The 26,268-nt window shown below is 41.0% G+C and carries 21 protein-coding genes; 13 read left to right on the forward strand and 8 right to left on the reverse strand.

Annotation, left to right across the window (positions count from 1 at the left end; translation table 11 throughout):
- The first annotated feature begins 16 nt into the window (after positions 1 to 16).
- Genes H5162_RS18470 through H5162_RS18485 form a run of 4 tightly spaced genes read left to right on the forward strand, consistent with a single transcriptional unit; the run spans position 17 to position 3,266 of the window.
- Positions 17 to 814, forward strand: a complete 798-nt coding sequence (locus H5162_RS18470) for a putative hydro-lyase (protein ID WP_149980357.1) — start codon at positions 17 to 19, stop codon at positions 812 to 814.
- A gap of 12 nt (positions 815 to 826) precedes the next feature.
- Complete coding sequence (locus H5162_RS18475; protein ID WP_182779285.1) at positions 827 to 1,558, forward strand: 5-oxoprolinase subunit PxpA; 732 nt, start codon at positions 827 to 829, stop codon at positions 1,556 to 1,558.
- Positions 1,543 to 2,409 (forward strand): glutamate cyclase domain-containing protein, encoded by an 867-nt coding sequence (locus tag H5162_RS18480; RefSeq protein WP_182731975.1) that lies wholly within the window; start codon positions 1,543 to 1,545, stop codon positions 2,407 to 2,409. Before H5162_RS18475 ends, H5162_RS18480 begins: the two co-directional genes overlap by 16 nt.
- Entirely contained in the window at positions 2,409 to 3,266 is an 858-nt protein-coding gene (locus tag H5162_RS18485) for an aminotransferase class IV (RefSeq protein WP_145238837.1), read from the forward strand. The genes H5162_RS18480 and H5162_RS18485 overlap by 1 nt, the downstream gene beginning before the upstream one ends.
- Positions 3,267 to 3,340: 74 nt before the next feature.
- Here H5162_RS18485 and H5162_RS18490 read toward each other — a convergent pair whose 3' ends face one another.
- On the reverse strand, positions 3,341 to 4,321 hold the full coding sequence (locus tag H5162_RS18490) for a WD40 repeat domain-containing protein (protein ID WP_182779271.1): 981 nt from the start codon (positions 4,319 to 4,321) through the stop codon (positions 3,341 to 3,343).
- 409 nt (positions 4,322 to 4,730) lie between these two features.
- A complete protein-coding gene (locus H5162_RS21565) occupies positions 4,731 to 4,862 on the reverse strand; it encodes a MerR family transcriptional regulator (protein ID WP_222428961.1) in 132 nt (43 codons plus the stop codon).
- A 245-nt stretch (positions 4,863 to 5,107) separates the two neighbouring features.
- On the opposite strand from H5162_RS21565, the gene H5162_RS18500 reads away from it, so the two are divergent.
- Together H5162_RS18500 and H5162_RS18505 are read left to right on the forward strand one after the other, a co-directional pair.
- Positions 5,108 to 5,827 carry a 4'-phosphopantetheinyl transferase gene (locus tag H5162_RS18500; protein WP_182735471.1) on the forward strand — a complete coding sequence of 240 codons (720 nt, stop codon included), beginning with the start codon at positions 5,108 to 5,110 and terminating at the stop codon, positions 5,825 to 5,827.
- A gap of 99 nt (positions 5,828 to 5,926) precedes the next feature.
- Entirely contained in the window at positions 5,927 to 7,951 is a 2,025-nt protein-coding gene (locus tag H5162_RS18505; RefSeq protein WP_182779273.1) for a S9 family peptidase, read from the forward strand.
- A gap of 627 nt (positions 7,952 to 8,578) precedes the next feature.
- On the opposite strand, the gene H5162_RS18510 is transcribed toward H5162_RS18505, so the two are convergent.
- Positions 8,579 to 10,180 (reverse strand): isocitrate lyase, encoded by a 1,602-nt coding sequence (locus tag H5162_RS18510; RefSeq protein ID WP_145238853.1) that lies wholly within the window; start codon positions 10,178 to 10,180, stop codon positions 8,579 to 8,581.
- Positions 10,181 to 10,436: 256 nt separating this feature from the next.
- On the opposite strand from H5162_RS18510, the gene H5162_RS18515 reads away from it, so the two are divergent.
- The gene (locus H5162_RS18515) at positions 10,437 to 12,614 is read left to right on the forward strand and encodes a malate synthase G (RefSeq protein WP_182779275.1); all 2,178 of its coding nucleotides are present in this window, start codon (positions 10,437 to 10,439) and stop codon (positions 12,612 to 12,614) included.
- Positions 12,615 to 12,822: 208 nt separating this feature from the next.
- Here the strand turns inward: H5162_RS18515 and H5162_RS18520 are convergent, their stop codons facing one another.
- The 4 genes from H5162_RS18520 to H5162_RS18535 all read right to left on the reverse strand — a co-directional run bounded on the left by H5162_RS18520 (position 12,823) and on the right by H5162_RS18535 (position 17,471).
- On the reverse strand, positions 12,823 to 13,548 hold the full coding sequence (locus H5162_RS18520; RefSeq protein ID WP_182779277.1) for a YebC/PmpR family DNA-binding transcriptional regulator: 726 nt from the start codon (positions 13,546 to 13,548) through the stop codon (positions 12,823 to 12,825).
- A gap of 167 nt (positions 13,549 to 13,715) precedes the next feature.
- Positions 13,716 to 14,351 (reverse strand): HAD family hydrolase, encoded by a 636-nt coding sequence (locus H5162_RS18525; RefSeq protein WP_145238861.1) that lies wholly within the window; start codon positions 14,349 to 14,351, stop codon positions 13,716 to 13,718.
- 160 nt (positions 14,352 to 14,511) lie between these two features.
- Positions 14,512 to 15,030: a DUF6702 family protein gene (locus H5162_RS18530; RefSeq protein WP_145238863.1), complete on the reverse strand. Its 519-nt coding sequence runs from the start codon at positions 15,028 to 15,030 to the stop codon at positions 14,512 to 14,514.
- Entirely contained in the window at positions 15,030 to 17,471 is a 2,442-nt protein-coding gene (locus H5162_RS18535) for a M1 family metallopeptidase (protein ID WP_182779279.1), read from the reverse strand. The genes H5162_RS18530 and H5162_RS18535 overlap by 1 nt, the downstream gene beginning before the upstream one ends.
- A gap of 305 nt (positions 17,472 to 17,776) precedes the next feature.
- Here H5162_RS18535 and H5162_RS18540 point away from each other — a divergent pair, with 305 nt between their 5' ends.
- The 6 genes from H5162_RS18540 (at position 17,777) to H5162_RS18565 (ending at position 25,055) form a co-directional block, all read left to right on the forward strand.
- The gene (locus tag H5162_RS18540; protein WP_182731983.1) at positions 17,777 to 18,031 is read left to right on the forward strand and encodes a hypothetical protein; all 255 of its coding nucleotides are present in this window, start codon (positions 17,777 to 17,779) and stop codon (positions 18,029 to 18,031) included.
- A 128-nt stretch (positions 18,032 to 18,159) separates the two neighbouring features.
- Positions 18,160 to 18,399: a hypothetical protein gene (locus H5162_RS18545; protein ID WP_145238872.1), complete on the forward strand. Its 240-nt coding sequence runs from the start codon at positions 18,160 to 18,162 to the stop codon at positions 18,397 to 18,399.
- A gap of 76 nt (positions 18,400 to 18,475) precedes the next feature.
- Complete coding sequence (locus H5162_RS18550) at positions 18,476 to 19,720, forward strand: exonuclease SbcCD subunit D C-terminal domain-containing protein (protein ID WP_182735474.1); 1,245 nt, start codon at positions 18,476 to 18,478, stop codon at positions 19,718 to 19,720.
- Complete coding sequence (locus H5162_RS18555) at positions 19,717 to 23,358, forward strand: AAA family ATPase (RefSeq protein WP_182779281.1); 3,642 nt, start codon at positions 19,717 to 19,719, stop codon at positions 23,356 to 23,358. The genes H5162_RS18550 and H5162_RS18555 overlap by 4 nt, the downstream gene beginning before the upstream one ends.
- 9 nt (positions 23,359 to 23,367) lie before the next feature.
- The gene (locus H5162_RS18560; protein ID WP_182717327.1) at positions 23,368 to 24,033 is read left to right on the forward strand and encodes a class I SAM-dependent methyltransferase; all 666 of its coding nucleotides are present in this window, start codon (positions 23,368 to 23,370) and stop codon (positions 24,031 to 24,033) included.
- 362 nt (positions 24,034 to 24,395) lie between these two features.
- Positions 24,396 to 25,055, forward strand: coding sequence for a hypothetical protein (locus H5162_RS18565; RefSeq protein ID WP_182779282.1), 660 nt, complete (start codon positions 24,396 to 24,398; stop codon positions 25,053 to 25,055).
- Between the two features lie 74 nt (positions 25,056 to 25,129).
- On the opposite strand, the gene H5162_RS18570 is transcribed toward H5162_RS18565, so the two are convergent.
- On the reverse strand, positions 25,130 to 26,268 hold a 1,139-nt coding region (locus tag H5162_RS18570), incomplete at its 5' end, for a hypothetical protein (protein ID WP_182779283.1).

The following is a 26,268-nucleotide window of genomic DNA, read 5'->3' on the forward strand; positions in this document are numbered from 1 at the left end:
AGTTTACGAGGATACTATGCAACATAACGCATCACTTACTACGCCTTACGCTATTCGTAATATGATCAGGAATGAAGATTATACCGGTAGTACATCGGGCTTTGTTCCCGGCTTTGTACAGGCTAATTTAGTGATTTTGCCCCAGCGCTATGCGTTTGATTTTTTACAATTTTGCCAAGCAAACAAAAAAGCGTGCCCAATTGTAGCAAGTAGCCGCACGCCTGGAGCTACCAGCATTCCAAATGTTGCTCATGATTTAGATATTAGGACTGACATACCTCGCTATCGTATTTTTAAAAATGGCCAATTGATTGAAGAAGTAACGAATATCAAAGAGCAATGGCGTGATGACTTGGTCACTTTTTTAATTGGTTGCTCGTTTTCATTTGAAGAGTCGTTAAAGTTGGCGGGCCTAGAAATACGTAATATTACGGAAAATAAAAATGTACCTATGTACATGACTAATATTCCCTGCGAAAGCGCCGGTATATTTCATGCTAACATGGTCGTTAGTATGCGACCGATGAAGCCGGCAGATGCGATTCGGGCAATCCAAATATGTAGCCGCTTTCCAGATGTGCATGGAGCGCCAGTTCACTTTGGGGATCCAGCTGCAATAGGTATTAAAGATATTAATCGCCCTAACTTTGGTGAATCTGTCACCATTAAAGACGGTGAAGTACCGGTATTTTGGGCCTGTGGTGTCACGCCGCAAGTAGCCATAGCTAATGCTGCGCCTGATTTTTGCATTACACATAGCCCAGGTCATATGCTGATCACCGACATTCAAAACGCCCATATCTCGGCTTTTTAAACGGAAATAATGATGAAGCTCAATTGTGATTTAGGGGAAAGCTTTGGCGCATGGCAAATGGGCCTTGATGAAGATGTAATGCCGCATATTGATATGGCTAATATTGCTTGTGGTTTTCATGGCGGTGATAGTGATGTTCTAGCACGCACCCTGATGCTTGCTAAACAACATGACGTCATTATAGGCGCGCATCCCAGCTATCCTGATAAACAGGGCTTTGGGCGTCGCTCCATGGCATTAACACCACAAGAGCTAAGCAATTGCCTGCATTATCAAATAGCCGCAATTGAAGGCATGGCAAAAGTTCAAGGCCTCACTTTAGAGTATGTGAAGCCACATGGCGCGTTATATAACGATATGATGGCCGATAAAACAATTTTGACCACGGTGATGCAAGCTGTTGCCAGTTACCCGAGCCCTTTAAAACTAATGCTTCTCGCCACTGCGAAAGCAGCGCAACATCAACAACTTGCTCAACAATATAACCTTGAATTAATTTTAGAAGCATTTGCTGATCGCCAATATACCGATGACGGTCAATTAGTATCACGGAAAATTGCTGGTAGTGTGCATGATAAACCTGCGCTAATAGCACAAGTTAAACAGTTACTCGCCACCGGCTGCGTAACCACACAATCGGGCAAACAACTGCCTTTACACGCCGACAGTTTATGTGTGCATGGCGATAACGCTGCAGGCATTGCCCTTATTCAAGAGATCAAAGCGTTATGCCACACTCGTTAAGTGATGAACAATTAAGTCAAGCAATCGAAACCATGATGGTAGAACAAAACCTACGTGGTATGCAAAATCTCTATGCCTATCAACAGACAGGTACTTATCTGCGCGCTGCAAAGTCGTTATTTGATGCCAAAAGTACGGTACTCATTGGTACCGGTTTTGCCGTCAAGCAAACCTTTGAAACCGATGGCCCTGTAGGCGCCATTGCTTTATACAATGCTTTAATTACGCTGGGTAAAAATCCTATTTTAGTCTGTGGAAACCCCCTTTACAGTGCACTGAAAAATGAATTTAACTGTTTTGAATTGCCACTGAATAATTTTACTGATGCAATGGCTTTTAGCAAAGCTGCGCTGGCTGAATTAAAGCCAGATTGCGTATTGTCTATCGAGCGCCCCGGGCTGTGTCACGGCAATAAATATTACAATATGCGTGGTATTGATATTTCAGCTGATTGTGGTTGTTTTGATTTTTTTGTCAGCCAAGCACCCTGCCCAACGGTAGCTATTGGTGATGGCGGTAACGAAATAGGGATGGGCAATTTATCACAATATATGACCGAGCTGAGCATTATGCCGTGCCTTACTTGCTGCGATGAACTGCTGTTAGCGGATGTATCAAACTGGGCAGCTTACGGCATTATTGCGTTTTTAAGCCGCTGGCATAGCCAAGACTTACTCGCAGAAGTCGATACTTTAGCAATCCTGCAATATTTGAGTGAACGTGGCAGTGTAGATGGCGTTACTCACAAAAACGAATTAACCGAAGATGGCTTACATGCTATGCATGGCCAACAACTCATCGCAAGACTACGTCAGCTTAGCGATGTTGCCAATCAGAATGAGGATTTATAATGAGTACGGTGTATTTAAACGGCGACTATATGAACGCAGAGCACGCAAAAATATCGCCAATGGACAGAGGCTTTTTATTTGGCGATGGTATTTACGAAGTGATCCCTGCCTATAATGGCAACATGCTTGGCTTTGCAGCGCATATTGAACGCATGAAAAATGGTTTAAATGAACTGGAAATTGTACTCGATTATACAGCTGATACATGGCGTGAAATCTGTCAGCAGCTGTGTGAGAAAAATCACGGCGAAAACCTTGGTATTTATTTGCACGTTAGCCGTGGCGCTGATACTAAGCGTGCTCATGCATACCCGAGTGGTATTACGCCTACGGTATTTGCCTACGCCTTTGAAATTCCAGCACAACCCGTTAGTGATATCGACAACGCCACGACTTATACTGTATCCGTTGAGCAAGATAAGCGCTGGCAGCGTTGCCACATCAAGTCAACCGCATTACTCGGCAACGTGATTCATTACCAGCATGGTGCGGCGGCTGGCAATAAAGAAACCATTTTATACAATCGCTTAGATGAGCTTACCGAAGCAAGCTCAAGTAATGTGTTTATTGTTAAAGATGGCGTGATCAGCACACCCCCATTGGATAACCAAATTTTACCGGGTATCACTCGCTGGTTAATTTTAACGATATTACACAGCCACAGTGACTTTAAAGTTCAAGAACGTATTATTACTAAGCAGGAACTATTTGCAGCCGATGAAGTGTGGATCACCAGTGCCACAAAAGAAGTTGGCCCAGTGGTAAAACTCAACGGTCAACTGGTCGCTGATGGCAAACCAGGGAAAATATGGCAACAAGTACAGAGCTTATTTACTGAACATAAGTTTGATTATTAATAGCGCTAAGCGGTAATTATAAAAGCCGGGGTTGTTAAGTAAACACGGCTTTTAAAATCCAATTAAGTTTTCGCTTACTTAGGCTGATACGGCCAAACTTCTAGTACTCCATCACTGCTTTCGCTGACAATTGTTTTATTTTCTTTATCATACGCTACAGCTAAAACTGAGCCACGAATGCGCTGTTGTGTCGCTTTATACTCAGCCAATAATGTACCATCTTTTACACGCCATAATTGTATCGTGCTTTTCGGTGAGCCGGTTAAAAACCATTTATCATCATTTACAAACCGCGAGTGGTTAAACTCTATAAAATTAGTAAATATATTTAGCTCAGCTTTTTTAATACCGGTGTTTAAATCAAGAAATATACGATCATCAACAGAATCTATCGCAAAACCTAAACTTGCATTTTCGTTTATATTGACATGATTAACACGAGTCGCTAATTTGAACTCTTTTAAAATAGTGCCATCTTTCGTTGACCATAAATAACAAAACTTATCGCTTGAACCGCTTAATGCTGTTTGTCCATCTGCAGATAGTGCTACAGAATTAATATCAAGGCGATGAACTTGAAATAGCGTATTTTGCTTAGTTAGAGAGTTGATCACATCAGCTTCACCGCTACGATAGCCTACCACTATTAACTGACCGTTTGCTGATATTGCAATATCACGAGCAATGTTTTTCCCTGTTGACCAACTACCCAGTAGTTGACCATTTGCAACTGAAAATAAATGTACTGACGTGCGGTTAGAAATATAAAACTTAGTTTTATCATCACTAAAGCCAAGCAGTTCAATATGTTTTGCATCATCACCGGAAATGCAACTAAACAAGATTTTGCTTATCTTATTATCCCATACACATACCTTACCTTGCTCTGAGACAACACTTAGCTGGCCATCATTAGATAACGCCGCAGACTCAACAATTTCTTGCGTATGGCGAAATTGTGATGTTGATGGAGCTTCAAAAACTGGCTCTCCTGAGCAGCCAACCAGTGCCGATAAAATCCCTATTAAAACGAGTGTTAAAATACAAAAGCGCACACGTATTCTCACTTATATTATTGTTATTAAACGGTACTTAAAGATCTTGCAAGCTATAAAGTAAAGTCTATACTCTCATTTCATCGCCATTTTAGCCATCTGTTTTAAGCACTTAGCCCGCTACTTTGTCGTTGAACTGATGATTGGACCAATATGCGTTATTTTTAGCACTTTAATGCCACACAAGCCTAAAATTGTGTGCTTCAACTGCTTTGTCACACAGTCTCCTTGAAAATAACGATAATAAACGGGGGTATCAAGCGTTAGTACAACCTCTGCGGTAAGTACTTTAAGAAGTTTTTCAGGAATGCTTTTATTAGGTTGATATTGAAAGGCAAAGCCATTAAAGCAGGCCAATCTAAGTCATGTCTAGTGACTTTTAGCTGTTTTAATTGAGTTAAACTTAACCCTAATAATTGTGCACGTTTATAAGCGAAACAAATTCCACATCAGCGTTATCATAAATACGGTAACAACCTTGACGTTCTATGTTTGTCAGTAGACCTATACTTTCATAATGCCTAATTGCTTTAATTGACACGCCTGAACGCTTGCCATTTCACGTAGACCGGCTGCGCCCTTATCAGTAGCGCCAAGCTCAATCGCTTTGTTATCCCTGAAAATTTCCGGCTGGGGAGTAAAATAATATTAATGCTAAAATAAATATGTTAGTAAATCTCTTAACCAAAGCTCAGCTTAAATAGTCATAGCCTTTACTTTATTTATGAAGTTATTAGCGTATTATCAAAGTCTTACTAATGACACTAAACAAAACAGCAAAATGTTATGGATTTTTCTCTTTATACTAAACTGAGCCCACAACTTAGTCATAATAGTTATTGTTGTGAGTTTGACAGTAGTAGTTTTATTGACAGTGACTTTTTAAATTATCAGATTGTGTTACCGCAACAACTACAAAAGGCTGTTGTTAAACGAAGAGCTGAATACCTCGCCGGCCGTTTTTGCGCAAAACAGGTGTTAACCGCCCTCAATATCCCCTGTTTTGATATTATCTCAGGCCCCGATCGCGCGCCCATATGGCCTAAAAACATTATTGGTAGCATTACCCACACGCAAGGGATCGCAATGGCTATAGCATGTCAGCACACTGATATCGCTGGAATTGGTATTGATATAGAGCAACTAATGAGTGCCAAACAAGAGCTAGAGCTACAAAAGCAAATTTTGCATCCTGATGAATATCCACTGTTTAGGCGATTGGCTGGGCAGCTTTCACATCCATTAACCGTCATTTTTTCAGCAAAAGAAAGTATTTTTAAAGCACTATATCCAAGCGTAAAGCAATTTTTTGGTTTTGAAGCTGCACAGCTAATTGCTTTTAATCAGCAACAATTGCAGTTTAAAATTACTAAAACGCTCGCAGAGCAAGTGCCTCAAGACACTTACGTAACCGTTTTCTATCAATGTAATAAAAGTGTAGTACTCACCGAGTGTGAATTTACTATCGCAGCTCAACCACTCAAAAATACTAATGTCGGCAAGTAGCCACTAATAATCAATCAGGTATTCATCGCATGATGGTGTACCTTTGGGTTTTGTTATTCTATAACGGTTAGGTGCGATAATTAATAACAAGGAATTAAAATGAAATTGATTGCCCCCGCAGCCCTCCTAACCTCGCTGTGTTTTTCAGTATTAGCCAATGATAACCTGCAAACTTTTCAACTAGAAAATGTATTCGACCTTGAATATGCCAATCAAATTGAAATGACTAACGACGGTAAAACCGTCTACTTTGTTCGAAATCGGATGGACATTAAATCAGATAGTAAAGTTAGTAATATTTGGTCTGTCGACAGTAGTTCAAAGCAATTACAACCGCTTACATCGGGTGTACATATGGATTACTCCCCTGTCTTGTCGCCAGACCAATCACGTTTAGCGTTTATTTCAACTCGTGATGGCAGTAGCCAAATTTATGTAAAATGGCTAAAAACAGGCGCTGTTGCAAAAATTAGTAATCTTACTCAAAGCCCTTCAAGTTTGCAGTGGTCACCTAATGGTCGGCAATTACTGTTTAGCCAATTTGTACCGAGTAAAGTTAGTTCTCCTATTAACTTACCAGGCAAGCCTGAAGGTGCCAGCTGGGCAGAGCCTGCTAAATTTATTGATGACGTATATTATCGTGCCGATGGCGGCGGTTATACCAAGCCTGGTTTTCGTCATTTGTTTACTATTGAAGCCAATGGCGGTAATGCCCGTCAGTTAACCTCTGGCGACTTTGATCATGGCGGGCCAGTTAGCTTTTCTGAAGATGGTAACAGCCTTTATTTTTCGGCTAATCGCCATGCTGACTTTAAACTCAAACCAACAAATTCTGAAATATATCAGCTGACATTAAATGATCTACAAATAACAGCGCTTACCGACCGAGAAGGTCCTGATCAGCAACCACAAATATCACCAGATGGGCGTTATCTTGCCTATACCGGTTATGATGATAAACGTACCAATTATGAAAATACCCAGCTATATATTCTCGATTTAAAATCGGGTGATACCACAAGTTTAACCGCTGATTTTGACCGCAGTGTCGAGCAAATTAAATGGGCTGATAATTCTAGAGGGCTTTATTTTAGTTACGCCAGTGAAGGCCAAACCGCACTCGCTTATCAACCACGTAGCGGCAAACGAAAAGTGATCACACAAAAAATAGGGAGTGTTTCATTCGGTCGCCCTTATTCTGGTGGTGACTTTGATATAAGCGACGATGGTGATGTGGCAATCACGCTTGCTGATACCCAACGTCCTGCTGATATAGCAATAGTTAAAAATGGTAAAACACAACGTTTAACAAAATTAAATGACGACGCGCTTGGTAATAAACAGCTGGCAAAAGTAGAAGAAATTTGGCTGAAATCAAGTTATGACGACTTACCAATTCAAGGTTGGGTCGCCTACCCTCCTGGGTTTGATAGTAGTAAAAAATATCCCCTTATTTTAGAAATACACGGCGGCCCTGTCGCTAACTACGGTCCACACTTTAGCGCTGAAATACAATTATTTGCCGCTAAAGGTAATGTGGTTTTATATATGAACCCGCGTGGTAGTGATTCATATGGGAAGCAGTTCGCGCAAACTATTCATCACAATTATCCTAGTAACGATTTTGATGACTTAATGACTGGCGTTGATGCGCTTATTGGCAAAGGTTTTATTGATCAGTCAAAACTGTTTGTAACCGGTGGCTCAGGTGGCGGTGTACTTACGGCGTGGATTGTTGGCCATACCGACAGATTTGCCGCCGCTGTTGTTGCCAAGCCGGTGATCAATTGGATCAGCTTTGTACTAACTGCTGACTTCTACCCATTCTTTGCCGATTACTGGTTCCCAGGTAAGCCATGGGATCATATTGAGCATTATATGAAACGCTCGCCAATTAGCTATGTTGGTAATGTTAAAACACCAACCATGCTACTCACTGGTGAAGCGGATTACCGCACTCCTATTTCTGAGACCGAGCAATTCTATCAAGCATTAAAGCTACAAGGAGTTGATACAGCAATGGTACGTATTCCTGATGCATCACATGGCATAACAAAACGGCCGTCAAACTTGATGGCTAAAGTAGCTTATATTCAATGGTGGTTTGATAAGCATAGTAAATAGAAATTAGTTAGCGGCGAGAGTAAAGTTAACAAGTTGCAAGTGTGAAGCTAGAAACCGTAGCTTGGTCCTTAACAACTTTTACTCTCGCTAATTTGTCCCTAGTCAAATCCCCTGTAAACCCCCTTTACAAAAAGTGAGTGCTCATTCACATATTCTAAAGTTTACACAAGTATCGGACTTTGTAAAAAATCGAGTTAGTAAAATTTCGGTTTATGACATTTTTTGGTCATCGAGTTAGTAAAAAATCGGTTTGAGTCACTGTTTATGGCGTTTAAGTTGGTAAAAAAGTGGTTTGTAGTCGGTTAGAGTTGGTAAAAAATCGGTTTATATTTTCTGATTAATGGCTAATAACGGCCATTTTTATCAAAATCCCCCCTTTCCAAAGAGCTAAAAGCTGATTAAATCGCTAAATTGATAAAAAATACCGCCAAAAAATTCACTTGATTAAACTCTGATCCAAAAATTGAAAATAAATCTGATGCTAGTTAAATACTGATCCAAGCCTTAGTTAAAATCTGATCTGAGCGGTAAAGTTAGCAAGTGTAAAGCTGTATATCCTCTGTAATTGCTAGCATCAAAAAAAGGGCCTTGCGGCCCTTGGTAACATTGTTGAGTTGGACTGTTATGTTAGAACTGGTTCATAGTGTTTGCTTCGCCGCCAGCTTTAAGCGCATTTTCACCTGAGAAGTACTCTTTATGGGTATCTCCCATGTTAGAACCTGCTAAGTCTTGATGCTTAACGGATGCTTGTTCGCGGCGAATTTCTTGACGCTGCACATCACGTACATAAGCCAGCATACCTAAGTCACCAAAGTAGCCTTCTGACAGAATATCAGTGCTCAATGCAGCCGTGTGATAGGTCGGTAGCGTAATTAAGTGGTGGAAAATACCAGCTTCGCGCGCGCCATCACGTTGGAAGTTTTGTACTAACTCATCTGCTGCGACTGCAAGTTCAGTTGCATCCATCTCTGGTGCCATTAGCGCCTTATTATCATCAATGCTTGGATAAGCAGATAAGTCTTTACCTTCGTCTAACCACTGTTGATAAACTTGCTCGCGGAATTTCAATGTCCAGTTGAAAGAAGGTGAATTGTTATAAACCAGTTTAGCGTCAGGAACTTGCTCTTTAACCCGATTAACCAGTTCAGCAATTTGTTTTACATGTGGTTTTTCAGTTTCAATCCACAGTAAATCAGCACCCGATTGCAAGCTGGTAATACAATCTAGTACAACACGGTCTTTTTCTGTGCCTTCGCGGAATTGGTATAAACCATTATCAAGGCGAGTCGGCTTGCATAGTTGGCCGTTCAGCTTCATTGCCGTATCACCTTCATTTAAATCTTCAACACCGTTAATTGGTGTGGTTTCTAAAAACGCATTGTACTGACTAGCAAGGTCGCCAGGTGTTTGTGATACCGGCACTTTTTGGGTCAAGCTGGCACCAAGTGAGTCAGTACGTGCGACAATAATACCGTTATCAATACCCAGTTCTAAAAAGGCATAACGCACGGCGTTAATTTTTGCTAAAAAGTCTTCGTGTGGCACAGTTACTTTACCTGCTTGGTGACCACATTGCTTCGCGTCTGAAACTTGGTTTTCGATTTGGATAGCACATGCCCCCGCTTCAATCATTTTTTTAGCGAGTAAGTAGGTTGCTTCTTCATTACCAAAACCAGCATCAATATCTGCGATGATCGGTACCACATGACTTTCAAAGTTATCTATTTTATCAAGTACCGCTTGTACATCACCACCAGTTGCTTTGGCGTTATCTAAGTCTTTAAATAAATGGTCAAGTTCACGAGCATCGGCTTGTTTTAGGAAAGTATAAATTTCTTCAATCAACGCCGGTACTGAGGTTTTTTCGTGCATACTTTGATCCGGTAGTGGGCCGAACTCAGAGCGCAGCGCAGCAACCATCCAACCGCTTAGGTATACGTAGCTACGCTTAGTGGTTTTTTGGTGACGTTTAATCGCCATCATCATTTGTTGGGCAGTAAAACCATGCCAGCAACCAAGCGATTGTGTGTATTGGCTGGTATCAGCATCATATGCAGCCATATCTTCACGCATGATGTCAGCTGTAAACTGAGCGATGTCTAATCCCGTACGAAAACGATTTTGCAAACGCATACGACTTGCGTATTCAGGATTAATTGCTTGCCATGTTTTACCTTGTGCTTGACAAAGTGTAGCTAAAGTATCGGTTTCACGTTGATAAGTAGTCATAATAAAAAATCCTCTGAACGGGTTAAAACTAAATTTTATTTATATGGTTGTGTGAGAGGCTAAGAGTTAATGCTCTGTAGCGCTTAAATCAACATTAGGCCGATTTATTGGATTTAGTAAATTTATAGTTGTTATGCTGGCTATATATTTAGTGAATGGCTAAAAGAACACCTATTGCGTATTTTTAGGTTATGGTTAACAAAAGATTGCTCACATGCAGTCAATTGCACCGCGACCGTTTAAAAGGATATCGATTATGACACTCTCTCACAGCCAATTTGGATTAACCGTAGATAACCAATTAGCCGATTTTGTTAACCAGCAACTGCTACCCGGTACAGGTATTAGCGAACAACACTTTTGGCAAGGATTTGCTGAAATTATTGATGACCTTAGTCCGCTTAACCGTGCATTATTAGTCAAGCGTGAAGACCTACAACACCAAATTGATAGCTATCACCTAGCAAATAAACACTGGGATGCAGCGCAATACCAACAGTTTTTAACTGACATTGGTTATTTAGTCCCTGAGCCCGATAATTTTTGCATTGAGACAGAAAATGTTGAGCCTGAAATAGCCCGCACAGCTGGCCCTCAGCTGGTTGTGCCAGTAAGTAATGCACGCTTTGCACTTAATGCCGCTAACGCACGCTGGGGGTCGTTATACGATGCCTTATACGGCACTGATGTACTTAGCGAAGAAGATGGCGCTGAAAAAGGCAGCAACTATAATCCTGTTCGCGGTTTTAAAGTAATGGCCTACGCAAGGCAGTTTTTAGATAAAGCGTTACCACTTGAAAATGGCTCACATATTGAAAGTACTAATTATTCGGTAGTTAATGGCCAGCTCATCATCACCTTACGTGATAGCTCACAAACAGGCTTAAAACAACCAGCGCAACTTATTGGTTTTCAAGGTGAAGCACAAAACCCCAGTGCAATTTTATTACTCAGTCATGGCCTCCATATAGAGCTACAAATAGATCATAATCATAGCATTGGTGCAGCCGACAAAGCGGGCTTAAAAGACGTCCTCCTCGAAGCTGCACTTACCACCATTATGGATTGTGAAGACTCCGTTGCCGCCGTTGACGGCGAAGATAAAGTGCAAGTGTATCAAAATTGGTTAGGCTTAATGAAAGGAACTCTCGCTGAGTCATTCACAAAAGATGGCAAAACGATTGAGCGTACACTCGCTAAAGACCGCAGTTATTCAGGTATTGATGGGAAACCGCTAAGTCTAAAAGGGCGTAGTATGATGTTTGTGCGTAATGTTGGCCATTTAATGACAAACCCTGCGATTCAAGATAGCCAAGGCCGCGACGTATTTGAAGGTATCATGGATGCAATGATCACGGTCACTGCCGCACTGCATGACTTAAATGGCAATAGCCCGGTAAAAAATTCAACTGCAGCCAGTATCAATATCGTCAAACCGAAAATGCATGGTCCTGAAGAAGTTGCTTTTACCAATACATTATTTAGTCGTATTGAACAGCTTTTACAGTTACCCAAAAACACCATCAAAATGGGCATTATGGATGAAGAGCGCCGTACATCGGTGAACTTAAAAGCCTGTATTAATGCTGCTAAACAACGTGTGGTATTTATCAATACTGGCTTTTTAGACCGTACAGGTGATGAAATTCATACCTCAATGCAAGCAGGTGTAGTATTACCAAAAGCAGCCATTAAACAACAACCTTGGATCAATGCTTATGAAGACAGAAATGTCGATATCGGTTTGCAAACCGGGTTAAGTGGTCGCGCACAAATAGGCAAAGGTATGTGGCCAATGCCCGATAAAATGGCGTTGATGATGGAGCAAAAAATTGCCCATCCGCAAGCAGGCGCTAATACTGCTTGGGTGCCCTCCCCTACTGCAGCCACCTTACATGCTATGCACTATCATGACGTTGATGTGTTTGCCTGTCAAAAAGCGATTGCCCAGCGTCAACAAGCTAGTTTAACAGAACTATTAACTCCGCCTTTGATGGTTGATCCTAATAGTTTGAGCAAAGAAGATATTCAGGCAGAGCTGGATAACAATGCTCAAGGTATTTTAGGTTATGTAGTACGTTGGATTGATCAAGGTGTAGGCTGTTCTAAAGTGCCTGACATTAACCATATAGGATTAATGGAAGATAGGGCTACACTACGTATTTCAAGCCAACATATGGCTAACTGGTTGCAGCATGGTGTATGCACGCAGGCACAAATAGAAACTACTATGGCGAAAATGGCAAAAGTAGTGGATGGCCAAAATGAAGGGGATCCGGCTTATGTTAATATGGCCGATTCAGTGCAAAGCTTAGCACAAAGTATTGCATATCAAGCTGCATTAGCCCTTGTATTAGAAGGAGTTAAACAACCCAGTGGTTATACTGAACCATTATTGCATGCGTTTCGTATAAGATATAAAGCGCAACAATAGCTCCCCTTCGAGTTTGTTAGTGTCATATTGCCAGCCCTCGGGCTGGTTTTTTTTGCTTAAATTATCCTTTAACCATAACTTTCCTGAATAATCAGCATTCAGAAAAATAAGCTATCAACAACAAAAAAGCACATTCCAACAATGAAATGCGCTTTTGCATCTTCTCGAAACTACTAACTTGCTAACTTTATAACTTTATAACTTCAGCCTAATTCACTACCGTGGCGTTATGATAAACGTTTTGTACGTCGTCACAATCTTCCAACATTGCAATAAATTTATCAAAATTAGCGATAACATCAGCATCATTAATTTCTATATGCACTTGTGGTACAAAGGTGATTTCGTCAACTTCAAAAATAATACCTTCAAACGCCTCTTCTAATGCTGTTTTTGCTTTGTAATACTCGGTATGTGGAGCAAAAACCGATACTTTGCCATCTTCAACTTCTACATCGGTTACATCAACATCAGCCATCATTAAAGCTTCAAGTACCACTTCATCATCGTCACCACTAAAGCCAAGTACAGCTAAATGATCAAACATATGTGCTACACAGCCTGGTGTACCTATTTTTGAATCAGTTTTAGTAAACGGTAAGCGAACATCTTTAATAGTACGATTTGGGTTATCTGTTAAACAGTCAACAATCACCATACAGCTACCTGGGCCATAGCCTTCGTAACGGGCTGTTGCATAATCCTCACCAGCTCCGCCAGCAGCTTTTTCTATCGCTTTTTCGATGACATGTGCTGGTACTTGATCTCGCTTTGCGCGTTCGATTAAGCGTTTTAGCGACTGGTTTACTTCTGGATCAGGTTCACCATTTTTTGCTGCTACGTAAATTTCTTTACCGTACTTAGAATTAACTTTGGTTTTAGCATTGGCTGTTTTCGCCATGGAGCTTTTACGTACTTCAAATGCTCTGCCCATCTTATGCCTCTATTGGAAACTCGATATTGGCAACATTTTAACAATTAGCGCGGTATTGAGCTAGTGATTAAATGACTGCAAAATCACAATTATGACATTTCATTTGACAGTACTCATGTTTATAAAAGTTAAACAACGCACTATTTAACATAACATATTTAATACCTTTAAATGGAGACATTTAAAATACGTGATTGTCGTGTTTGTCCTAAATTATTTATTAAGTTAGGCAATTCAGAAAAATGGTGCAGAATATAATCAGCTTGATCTGCATATGCAGGCACATCACTCGGTGCATATAAGCAAGCACGCATATTGGCATTATGTGCAGCCTGGATATCATAAAGATAATCACCAACATAAAGTATGTGTTGCTGATCTATTCCCCATAACGTTGCAATTGCATTCAAAGCGCTCGGATCTGGCTTAGGGGGGGCATCACTACGCGTGAGTACTGTTTGAATTGGCAACGGATTATTTTTTAATTTCAGCGCAGTAGCGCGATCGTAATTGCGAGTCACGATTGCCATTGGTATTGCTTGCTCTTTTAAACACGCGATAGCTTGCGCTACGCCGGGTAACAACGTTGCATGTTGAGCATCTATAAGCTCATGTTGATGGACAATATTCATTGCTTCCTCACGCATGTAAGGCGAAGGAAGACCATCAATAAAACTAAGTAGATCAAGCTCGTCAGGACACCCGACTTGAGCTTTGATAAGAGTAAAATCAAGTTCAGATGATACTAAGGTGCCATCTAAATCAAAAATAACCCCAGCTACTGCACTTTGATACGTGTTCATACCACTCCTTGTATATGATTTAATTTTCATCCAAATTACTTACTTTAAGATAGTTTAAGCAATTGGATATGAAAAGAAACATATTCGTATTTAATTAAAAATTAATAAAAAACGCGCACAAAACCACTGTGCGCGTCGGTTGGGGGACTATTAAACTTGCCTACTTTGTTTGCTCTACCGCTGTATTAGCTGGTTCAAAGCGCGCTTCTAGCCAAGTGTCATCTTGGGTAAAGTGCAGTGTTTTCACTTTGCCTTTACCTTCAACATTAACCATATTCACTTGCGCAGGCCATAAATCGCGCAGCGCGCCGTGACTCATACGGATACCTTTAATATCCTTTGGGATCGGTGCTTCTTGGTAAACCCAAAAAAACTTACCATCAACTTGCGCACCCACTTCTTTCAACACTAGCGGCTCTCCATCGAGTGTTTGTAAAGCAACATGTGATTCGATGTAATCTACAAAGCGTTGTTGATCTTCTTTATTACTAATAATATCGGCGCCACCGGCAAATAAATGCTCCACAGCATGCTCGGTATCATGTAAATAAAAACGATGCATTAGCTCAATATTGCTAGTACGTTTATTGAATAAAACAGTAGTTACTGATGCTTTAAGTTGATGTGCCGTCGCAGGCATAGCAACTATAAAAGCAAGAATAATAAGCATAAAACGCATTATTCTTGTTCCTTAGCGTCATCTTTTTCGTCATCTGTTTTTAGTTCAGTTTTAATATCATGCATGATATCGCGGCTGACTTTGGCTTTACTTTGCTCTTTTTTATACACTTCAATACGTGAAGGAATAATACGACGAGGGTAGTTATTATTTTCAACATCTACGTCTGCAGTTTCCCAACGAGGATCAACCGTTACAGATACCAAAGTCTTGTTCTTATCAGTAATAATAAGTTTTTGCACATGTTTGTGGTTGCGACGCCAGATTTCGGCAGGGATCATACGATCTTCTTTAGTACCATCTTCATAGGTAAGCTCAAGTAAAATTGGCATTACTAGGCCGCCTAAATTCGAAAATTCAAGCACGTAATAGTTTTTATCTTCTGCAACTGCGCGATCGAGTACTTTACGCTCCCATGGCTCTAAGCCTTTTAAAAATTTATTATACGAGTTGCGCTCTTTGTTAGTAACAGTGAAGCGGTCGTTTTCATCGTAGAAATCAGTTACGTCGGAGTTTTCTTCAACCCATAGCTTTTTAGCTTCAGCCTTATTGCGTTCCACAAATAGTGGCATAGGTTTAGCCGCTTCAATATCACGTAGGCGATTAAAATCTATATCAGGATTTTTAGTATCTAAACGTAATTGATAGACTTTATCGAGCGAGATATCAACATGATCAGTGCTATAGAACCAGCCACGCCAGAACCAATCTAAATCAACACCTGATGCTTCTTCCATGGTACGGAAAAAATCAGCAGGGGTAGGGCGCTTGTACTTCCAACGCTGGGCGTACTCTTTAAACGCAAAATCAAACAGCTCACGGCCTAAAATCACTTCACGCAAAATATTTAGTGCGGCCGCAGGTTTGGTATAAGCATTAGGCCCTAAACGCAGTACGCTGTCTGACTGAGTCATTACCGGCACTTGATTTTCAGACTTCATGTAGGCAACAACGTCACGCGGTTCAACCCCCCATGGAATAGTTGGATCCCATTCACGCCCAGCAACACCATCTAAAAAGCTGTTTAAACCTTCATCCATCCAAGTCCATTGGCGCTCATCAGAGTTCACCACCATAGGAAAATAAATATGACCAACCTCGTGGATCACCACGCCAATTAAAAAGCGCTTTTCAGCTTGTGAATAAGTACGCGAACCGTCATCCTGTAACTCAGTTCGTGGGCCATTAAATGTGATCATTGGGTATTCCATACCGCCTACTGGACCATTGACTGACTGCGCAACAGGGTATGGATAATCAAATGAAAAGCGCGAATAAACTTCCATTGTATGTACGATTGCTTCGGTCGAATACTTCTTCCATAGATCGCCACCTTCTTTGGGGAAAAATGACATAGCCATCACTAATGGCTGATCATTACCTCCTTGTTGGTAACCTTTTGCATCCCACATAAATTTACGCGACGACGCCCATGCAAAGTCACGCACATTTTCCGCTTTAAAGTGCCATGTTTTGGTCTTGTCTGTGCCTTCTTTTTCATTTTCTAAGGCTTCATCTTCAGTAACGATAAATACTGGACGCTTTGTATTTTTGGCTTGTTCTAAACGGTTTCGCTGAGTACGGGTCAGCACGCTACTAGCATTATCAAGCTTACCCGTTGCTGAGACGATATGATCGGCAGGAACAGTGATCTCAACATCATAATCACCAAATTCTAGCGTAAACTCACCACTGCCTAAAAAGGCTTTATTAGTCCATGCTTCGTAATCTGTATAAGCAGCTAAACGTGGAAACCATTGAGCAAGTAAGAATATATCGTTGCCATCTTTTTCAAAATGCTCGTAACCAGAGCGAGCGCCAACGGCATCTTCTTCAACGATGTTAAAAGCAAAGTCCATGCTGAATTCGGTGTCTTTGCCTGGTTTCAGTGGTTCATTTAAGTCAATACGCATTAGTGTATCAACAACTGTGACTTTTAATTCTTTACCGTTGTCATCTTTAACATTAGCAATTGTAAAGCCAAGTTCATTGTCACTCATAAATTGTTGACGACGTAGCTGGCTTAAACTTAATTTAGTTGCTTTGGGTTGTGGATCTCCCTGCAAGGCAGAACCATTAAATGTAGCAGTACGTTCTGCAATAGAGTCACTTTTAAAAATATTTTGATCGAGTTGCAACCATAAATACTTGAGTGTGTGTGGTGAATTATTTTTATACTCTATGGTTTGACTTGCTGTTAAGCGACGCGCTTTTTCATCAAGCTTTACATCGATGTCGTAATTAACATGCTGTTGCCAGTATTTTTCACCAGGTTCACCTGCTGCACTGCGATAAACATTCGGTGTAGGCAGCACTTCATCGAGTTGGCGAAACTTATCAACATAACTGCCTTTTGTTTGCTCAACTGCAGAAGCCATGACAGTACTTGAGAGAGCTAACGGTAAAAATATAGCCCCTAAAGTTACAACTGCTTTTTTCATAATTAATCCTGTTAATTTTTCGTAAGCATACTTTGTCAAAATAGTCAGATATATTCAATAAAATAGCGATAAACCGCCGCATTTATAGGGTAAAAAATAACTTATTCTTAAATACTGATGATTAACAACAAGGCAATTATTGTAAAGGGGGTTTACAGCAACTTTTGTACGAAATTCAGGCTTAATTAATGCAAGTCTATTACAGTTAGCTTTACAATTTGTAAACACGTTAACCTAAACGATGAGTAGTAAACCCTCTTACCATAGTATTGAATAAGCTAGCTGACAGCTTGCAGGGGTAACCAATGAAATTTTACATTGTAAAAAAAGATAATAGTGTTGCGGCAATTCCAGCTCAGACTGAGCAACTAAATGAATATCAAAAGCGGGGCTTCGAGTTTGTTGAAGTCGTTGCGGCTTGCGATAAAAACGACGCACTCGATCGCTTTCCAAAACATAGTAAAAAACGTAAAAAGTGGCTTGTTTTATGCAGTAGTTTGGTGGTTATAAGCATAACTTTTAGCTTAATTTCGGCTATTTTTGTATTAATGGCTAAATAATGAATTCTTTAGTTGACCTTTATAGTCATTTGTATTTAAAATCGCCCACTTTTTTGATTTGAGGGGGTTAAAAGCATCGCTTTTCTCCTCAAAAGTGTTTCAACATACTAGTAAAATGCGGTGGGCATATGGATTTTTATATCCTAAAAAAACAACAAGAAGTAATTGCAATTCCAGCAGATGAACAAAGTTGTAAACAGTATTTAGATTCAGGTTATTTTTATATTGATAAAGTAGCTGCCTGTAACGAAACGAATGCGTTAAAAGTACTGCAGGCCAAACAAACCAAAGCACTCAAAGTACCATTAGTGCTGGCATTGTTAGCTTTACCCATGGTGATCTTTGCTTGGTATAACCTAACAAGTTAAAGATTCAGCTTGTGCCCTTGCATCTTAATTTAGCTTGGGTATATTGACGCTCTTAACTGTTTTTTAAGAGCGTGACATGAAAGTCTTACATACCTCAGATTGGCATTTAGGCCAACAATTTTACGAACACAATCGCTGCCAAGAGCATCAGGTGTTTTTCAGTTGGCTGATAGACACGCTCGTCACACAACAAATAGATCTGCTGTTAGTCGCTGGTGATATTTATCACACAGCTACCCCGCCTGCTAGCAGTGAAAATCAACTCTACCAATTTATAAAAGATGCCAAAAAGCACTGCCCTGCATTGCAAATAGTGCTTATTGCCGGTAATCATGATTCTGCAAATCGCATAATGGCCGCCCAGCCGCTGCTTGCTCAGTTTGATACTCAGGTCGTAGGCCGTTTTGATGCGAATAATCCAGCAGATGTGGTACTGCGTTTAAATAGCAACTCTGTAACAGCTCATATCGTTGCAATGCCATTTTTACGTGCCAGTGATGTTAGTTCACTTAGTCACACTGAAAACGGTCACGATTACGCTCAAGGCATAGCTAAGGCGTACCAGCTAAGTATTGAGCATGCGCTCATTGATAAGCCTGCAACAACGCCGCTGATAGTGATGGGGCACTTACATGCCAAGGGCGGCGATATCTCCAGTGATTCTGAGCGAAATTTGATAATTGGCGGAGAAGAATCAGTCACAGCAAACGTGTTTAGCAATCATGCTGATTACGTTGCGCTGGGCCACTTGCATAAAGCGCAAATAGTCGCAAAGTCCGAGACTATCCGCTATAGCGGTACACCAATGCCGATGTCGTTTTCAGAGCGCAACTATAAACACCAAGTAAGTGTTGCTGAGTTTACAACCACCACTGATGATACGATTGCAGTGACTGTAAACCCCCTTTACATTCCTCGCCCAACAGAAGTGATTCTATTACCTGAAGGTGAGTGCGTACCTCTTGAACAATTATGCCAACAACTATCGAGCCTAGACCTAAGCCAATATAGCCAAGCTCCGTATTTAAGAGTAAAGCTCAGTGCAGGGGATACCGATACAACTTTTCGAGAACAAATTGAAAAAGCACTAGAGAACAAAGAAGTGCGCTTTTGCGGCATAGAACGCGTTCGTCAGCAAAATAAAGAGCAGCGTTTAACTGTCTTTGAAGATTTAAGCCAAGTCGAAATGCTCAACCCGCAAATGTTATTAGAGCAAGCGTTTGCCAATAACAAAGACATGGCGGGGCAAGCTGTCCCGGATGAGCTAAAAGCCCTTTTAAACGATGTAATAAGCGAACTTGCGGAGCAAGAACAACTATGAAAATAACCGCAGTACGCATCCATAACTTAGCCTCAATTGTTGACGCCGAAATCGACTTTACCAAAGCACCGTTAAGAGATGCTGGTTTATTTGCCATAACGGGCGACACCGGTGCAGGAAAAAGCACTTTTTTAGATGCGATTTGCTTAGCCCTTTATACCAAAACAGCTCGATTAAGAGGTGATAAAGGTAACTTAATAGATTTTAATGGCGACAGTATAAAGTTAAATGATCCACGTAACTTATTACGTAAGGGCAAATGGGAAGGTTTTGCCGAGGTCGATTTTTTAGGCCAAGATAAACAGCTCTATCGCGCGCGCTATACCATTCAAAGAACTCATAAAAAAATAACCGGCAAGTTAAAAGTAGCTGAGCACAGCCTCTATACTTTGCCAGACGAAACGCTAATAGCTGATAAAAGCAACACCATAAAAGAAGTCGAAAGTAAAATAGGGCTCAACTTTGAACAATTCTCGCGGGCGGTATTATTAGCGCAACATGAGTTTGCGGCATTTTTAAAGGCCACGGGTGATGAACGAGCCCAGCTTTTAGAATGCTTAACTGGCACAGATAAATTTAGCTTGATTGGTAAACGTATTTTTGAGCGCCATAAAGAACAGCTAAATAAACTCGAATTGCTCAAAGCCAGTTTAGCCAGTTATACCTTACTCACTGACGAAGAACTTGCCGCGAAAACTCAACTACTTGATGATTTAAAACAGCAAATTGAAGATACTACAAAAACCTTAGCTGGCATCGAGCAGGGTATAAACTGGTATAAGCAAGCCAATAGCTTAGAGCAAGCACTTAATCTAGCACAACAAAATCAACAACAAGCCAGTACAGCGCTTAAAGCCATTGCAACACAAAGTGAACAGGCTAAACAAGCGCAAAGTGCACTGGAAATTAAAGACAATCGCAATCGCTTTAAAAGCTTAACGGCGCAAAATAATGAACTAAATACCAAGGTAAATGATTTAAAGAGTATCGATCATATGGCACTCATTACTGATCTTGCCAGCGCACTTGAAAAGCACAACGAGAGCTTGCAAAGGGCGAAACAACAGCAAAAAAGCGCAGAACCAATCATTGCTAAAGCGCGTGAGCTCGACAATCACCTTGCGATGCAAACACAAACAATAACCAGCATTACAAGGCAAAATGAAAAAGAGCAAAAACAACTTACTCATTTACAGCAGCAATTTAAACAAAGCCAAGCAAGTCATCAACAAGCAAAAAAACATTCCGAGCAACACCAGCAATGGCTAACCCAGCATAGTCAACTTAAGCAACTAGCAAGTGATTGGAATTACTATCAGCATAGCTTTAATCAGTTTTTGCACGCTAAGCAGCAATTTGCAACAACGACTGAACAAAGTACACAGTTAGCAGCTGAGCTTATACGGCAAAACGAGCAGCTGGAAACACAAACTAAAAAACTGACGCTAAGCGAACAAACACTTTTAAGCGAACAACAAAAGCTTGATCAACTCAACAAGCAACACGGCCAATTTAATATTGAGCAATGTGATGCCAAACTTAAAAGTATCGATTACTTAAAAGAGCAACGCGAGCGTTACAAACAGTTTAATCAAGAGCTAAAGCAAAGCACGCAACAACAAAGTGTTATTGCAAGCAAACTAAGTCAGGGCGAGCAAACACAAACAACGCTAACCCAGAACCTAGTAACACGAGAACAAACGCTTAAACACAGTGAATACGCACTAAATCAAGCTCGCTTGCGTGCCAGCGAAAGTGTCGAACATTTACGTGCTCAACTTACGCCAAATGAACCTTGTGTGGTATGTGGAGCAACCGAACACCCATTCGCAGATCAGCAATTAACTAACTTAATCGCTGCTTTTGAAAATGACTATAAAACTGCAAAACAGCACTACGAAAATGCCCTAGCAGAGCTTCACTCGCATCAAACTCAGCATGCTGTGCTCGTTGCTGAACACACACAACACAGCCAAGCGGTACAGACTGCACAGACTAAACAGCTTGAAATAAAACATACCATGCAAGCGGCCCGCACTGAACTTAATGACTTAACCTCAGAGCAATTGGAGGCCAGTTACATTGCGCTCAATGAACAAAAAACACAGTATTATGCAACACAAAAACAACAACGCAACTTGCAAGAGCAGGTAAACCAACTGCAAAGTATCTTTAAAAATGAGCAGCAAGCTCAACAACAGTTACATACACGCCACCTTGAACTAAGCAATCAACAAAGCCAGCTCAATAGCAAGCTAAGTGAGCTAAGCACACAAATTAATGAGCTAACCGCGACCCTTGGTTCACAATTTCAAGAGGCTCAATTTTGGCAACAACTGCAAAATAATACACTTGATTTAACTGAGTTAAACCAGCAAGTTGAGCAATATCAGCACAACCAAGAGCAACTTGAGCAAGCGCAAAAACAACTCGATAGCGCTGACCAACAGATGCAGCAGTTTACACCGCTGATCAGTGATGCGGAGCTGATCTTAAAAAACCTAAATGATGATTTAGCCAAAGCACAGCAACAACATAGCAGCTCGCAAAGTGAGCGCTTAGCGCTATTTAATAATGAACACATTAGTGCTGACGACTACCAAACGAAGCTAGCTGCTCAACAAGAGCAATGCCAAGCACAGCTTCAGCACAGCCAAAAAGCGCACGATAACGCGATAAAACAACGCGACGAGCACGCGATAACGCTGCAAGGCCTCGAGCAACGGCTACTTGAAAATACGCAAGAACAAGCCGACCTCGATACTCGCTATAATCAATGGTTTGCTGAATTTAAAAGCCGCTACAGCGATGCAAGCCACGAACAGGTCACAATTTTACTAACACTAAGTAGCGATGAAATTAAAACGCATTTAAAGCAACATGAACAATTAGCGCAAGCTTTAATAGATGAAAATGCCGCGTTAAAGCAGCACAAACACGCTTACTTACAGCATCAAAACAGCGATAAACCTAAGCAAAGCCATGCTGAGCTTATTCAACAGTTAGCCAATTTAAACGATCAGCAAGCTGCGCAGCACAAAGCACAGCTTGCAACCAATACTGTACTTGAACAGCACAATCAAAACCGTCAGGCGCTGCAAGGCAAACAAACTGAATTGGCAACCGTGCAAAAACACGTCGAGCAATGGCATGTACTTAATAAAGTGTTGGGTGATGCAACGGGTAAAACCATGCGTAACTTAGCACAAACGCAAACGCTAAAAATATTATTACACTATGCAAACAGCCACTTACGAACGTTAAACAAACGCTATGAACTTACAGCTATTGAGCAAACCTTGGATATCGCCATTGTTGATAAGGACATGGCTGATGAGCAACGTTCAGTTAATACCTTATCCGGCGGCGAGTCGTTTTTAGTCTCGTTGGCACTTGCGCTGGGCCTTGCATCTTTGTCATCCAATAAAGTAAGTATTAACTCTTTGTTTATTGACGAAGGCTTTGGTACGTTAGACAGTGAAACATTAAGCATTGCCATGGATGCACTTGATTCATTACAAGCGCAGGGGCGCAAAGTGGGCGTGATCTCCCATGTATCTCAAATGACAGAACGGGTTGCTACCCAAGTTCATGTCGCCAAGAAACCTGGTGGCTATTCGACTGTTACAATTATTTAAGGAATAGTAATGCCAACATTTACACAAGACGAAGCAACGCAGTATGATTCTCGCATTCCTCGTTTAGTACCGGGGTATGAATTACTGCACAGCAGTACCGCAGCGCAACTACAAGCAACGCTCGGCGATGAAGCGCATATTTTGGTAATAGGCGCCGGTACCGGTAAAGAAGTCGCCCTCCTTGCTGCCTTGCAGCCTAAATGGCATTTTACTGCACAAGATACCTCACAAGACATGCTCGATATCGCAAAGCAACGATTTGTTGAGCTTGGGATTAGCGAACGGGTTACTTTACACTTAGGCTCGCCATCCGAACTTAAACAACAAGCGGATGCCGCATTATGCTTATTAGTGATGCACTTTGTGGCAGATAACGGCGATAAAAAAGCCATGTTGCAAGCAATTAGCACACAGCTAAAAGCACATGGGCAATTATATTTAGCCGATTTAATGCGTCCAGAAACACTTTTTGAGCGTGATGCCCAATTGATACTCAGCAAACAATTAGGCTTAACTGAAACAGGGGTAGAGCGCATGCAGCATAATTTTGAGCATGAGTTTTTCCCACTTGATAGAATTCGTCTTGCCGACTTACTCGATGAAACAGGCTTCAATAGTGGCAAGTTGTATTTTAAAACACTTGGCTTTAGTGGTTATGTGGCACAAAAACGCTAAACGTAAACTAATAATTTACCTTTCACAATGCTCTATTACTACTTAGGCATGCATTAAAGTATATTAAAACCGTTTACCCAAAGCTGGTTAACGGTTTTAATATTGACACTTTATTTTTCAATGGGTCTGCACCACCGAATAGATTCATATTAGGTCCAATAAAACCACCGTTACTCGGGATTGTGTATCATCCCACTAACAACAATGTACTGACACACTTAGAATCAACAATAATTTTTTCATGCGCTTTTAAGACAGATCTCCGCTTTTAACGGTTACCGTCTTGTTTAGTTGTACCTATAAAGTTGCAATAACAAAAAATAATGGTAGGCTGTAAGTTCATCTTTTACAGGACGTAACTAATGAAAAAATGGATTTTTATATTAATCTCCCTCAGTTTCAGCCCGCTATGTACTGCATCCGCTGTTTACTCCCCTTTGACACAACCGCAATTAGAACAACCTGACACAACACTATTCACTGGATTAGCTGATTTTTGTAATCGCAGAGAAAACATCACAACATCAACCGATAAAGACAGCTTCGCGAATATAATTGAATCACCAATAACAGCTGGTTTTTATCTACACTCATATAACAACACGGCAAAACAGACTGCATGGCGCAATTTCTATGAGTTGCCAGCGCGCTGTAAAACTAAAGAAAACGCCACCATTAATGCATTATGGTGTACTGGGCATCAGCGAGTAAAGCGCCAACAGTTTGAATTACATTGGCAAACAGCGGGCAACTTACAACGTGCCGAAGTACAACCTAATGATCATGTCTATGAAATCATCCTACCCAAAAAAGGCATGCAATCGATTAGGTTAGCTACTCAAAACGTAAAGTCACTCCCCCAAACAAGCTTATTACAGCATGCCTCTTCATTAATGGGGATTGTCTGTATTTGTTTGTTTATTACCGTTGTGATTTTATTTTTTAGTTGGCGACATGCTAAAAGGGTGAAGCGGTTCGTAATATTAACTCATACAAACAAAGTAATTTATAGCAGCAAGTAACAGCCCAGAGCAGGCTGCTACTAAACGAAATAGTCTGAGCTTTGGATAATCAATCTCCAGCGACAATTAATATATTAATCGTCAGTTTTTAACTGTTTTGCACGCTCCTGTGCTGCAATTAATTTGGCTGATTTTGGCACTGTTTTTTTCGGGACAATCGTCGGCTTTTCTTTTGAATTTGGATCCCAAGTGGGGTCGAGTGATAAATTAGCAAATGGGTTAGCTTTACTCTGATTTGGATCTGCTACAAATGCGCCAGATATATCATCTCTTTCATCGTGCTCTGATGCACTATGCTGCTCTGCTGCTAATTCATCGTTTAATGCCGCAAGCGCCTGTGCTATTTCATCATCACTGTCAGTTACCGTTAAAGTATCAGCTTGTGGTTGAACATCCACGGTCGTTGATAGCTTAACTTCCCTCATTTGCGAAAGGCCTGATGTGAGCACTTGGCCACTACTATTAACAGCATCCGAATGGACAATTTCATTTGCTACTTCATTCGTTGCGCAATGAATAACGTTTTCATCATCCATTTTAGGTAATTGCTCAGCTTCGCTATCGAGCTCTGTTGTGGTCGTTTGGTGTGGTTCTAAATTAGTTTCAAGATCAGCTTCAACATTTATCGTCGCAGGCTTTATGACGTCTTTAGGTTGTTGTGGCTTCTGACCTGGTAATGGCGCATCAGGATCAAACATACGCACTTCAGGCTCTTTAAAATCATGCTCATTTTTAAAAAGCCGCTGCGTTAGCTCAACTTTTACGTTCACATCGTCTGCACTTATCACTTCAGTTTGTGGAGTTGCAATCACTACTTGCTCTGCTATAACCGCTTTTTTTGGCGCAACAGTGGATTCGCTTGCTACGGGCTCAGCTTTTGCGGGGGTTAATTTTGATACAGCGGCTTCTGTACTTGAAGCCTCATCAGTTGCAGGAATTAGCGGTGCAGTTTCAACTGCTTTTTTGTTAGCCCGTAAGCGCAGCAGCAACATTGCAGCTAATAATAAAACTACTAACAACAATAAACTTGGCATTAATAACGAATCCGACTCAGTGCGCACTGGTTCTGGGGCTGTTACCTTTATCGTCGCAGGTTCGCTTGTTATTACTGCTTCGGGTGTAGCATCAACTACATCATTGTTTTGCCCAAGCGGCTGTTCGACTGTGGTTTCTGCGCTGCTCTTTTGCTCAACTTCAATACTTTGGGCATTCT

The organism is Pseudoalteromonas sp. SR41-8, from assembly GCF_014163915.1.
Lineage (GTDB): Bacteria > Pseudomonadota > Gammaproteobacteria > Enterobacterales > Alteromonadaceae > Pseudoalteromonas > Pseudoalteromonas rhizosphaerae.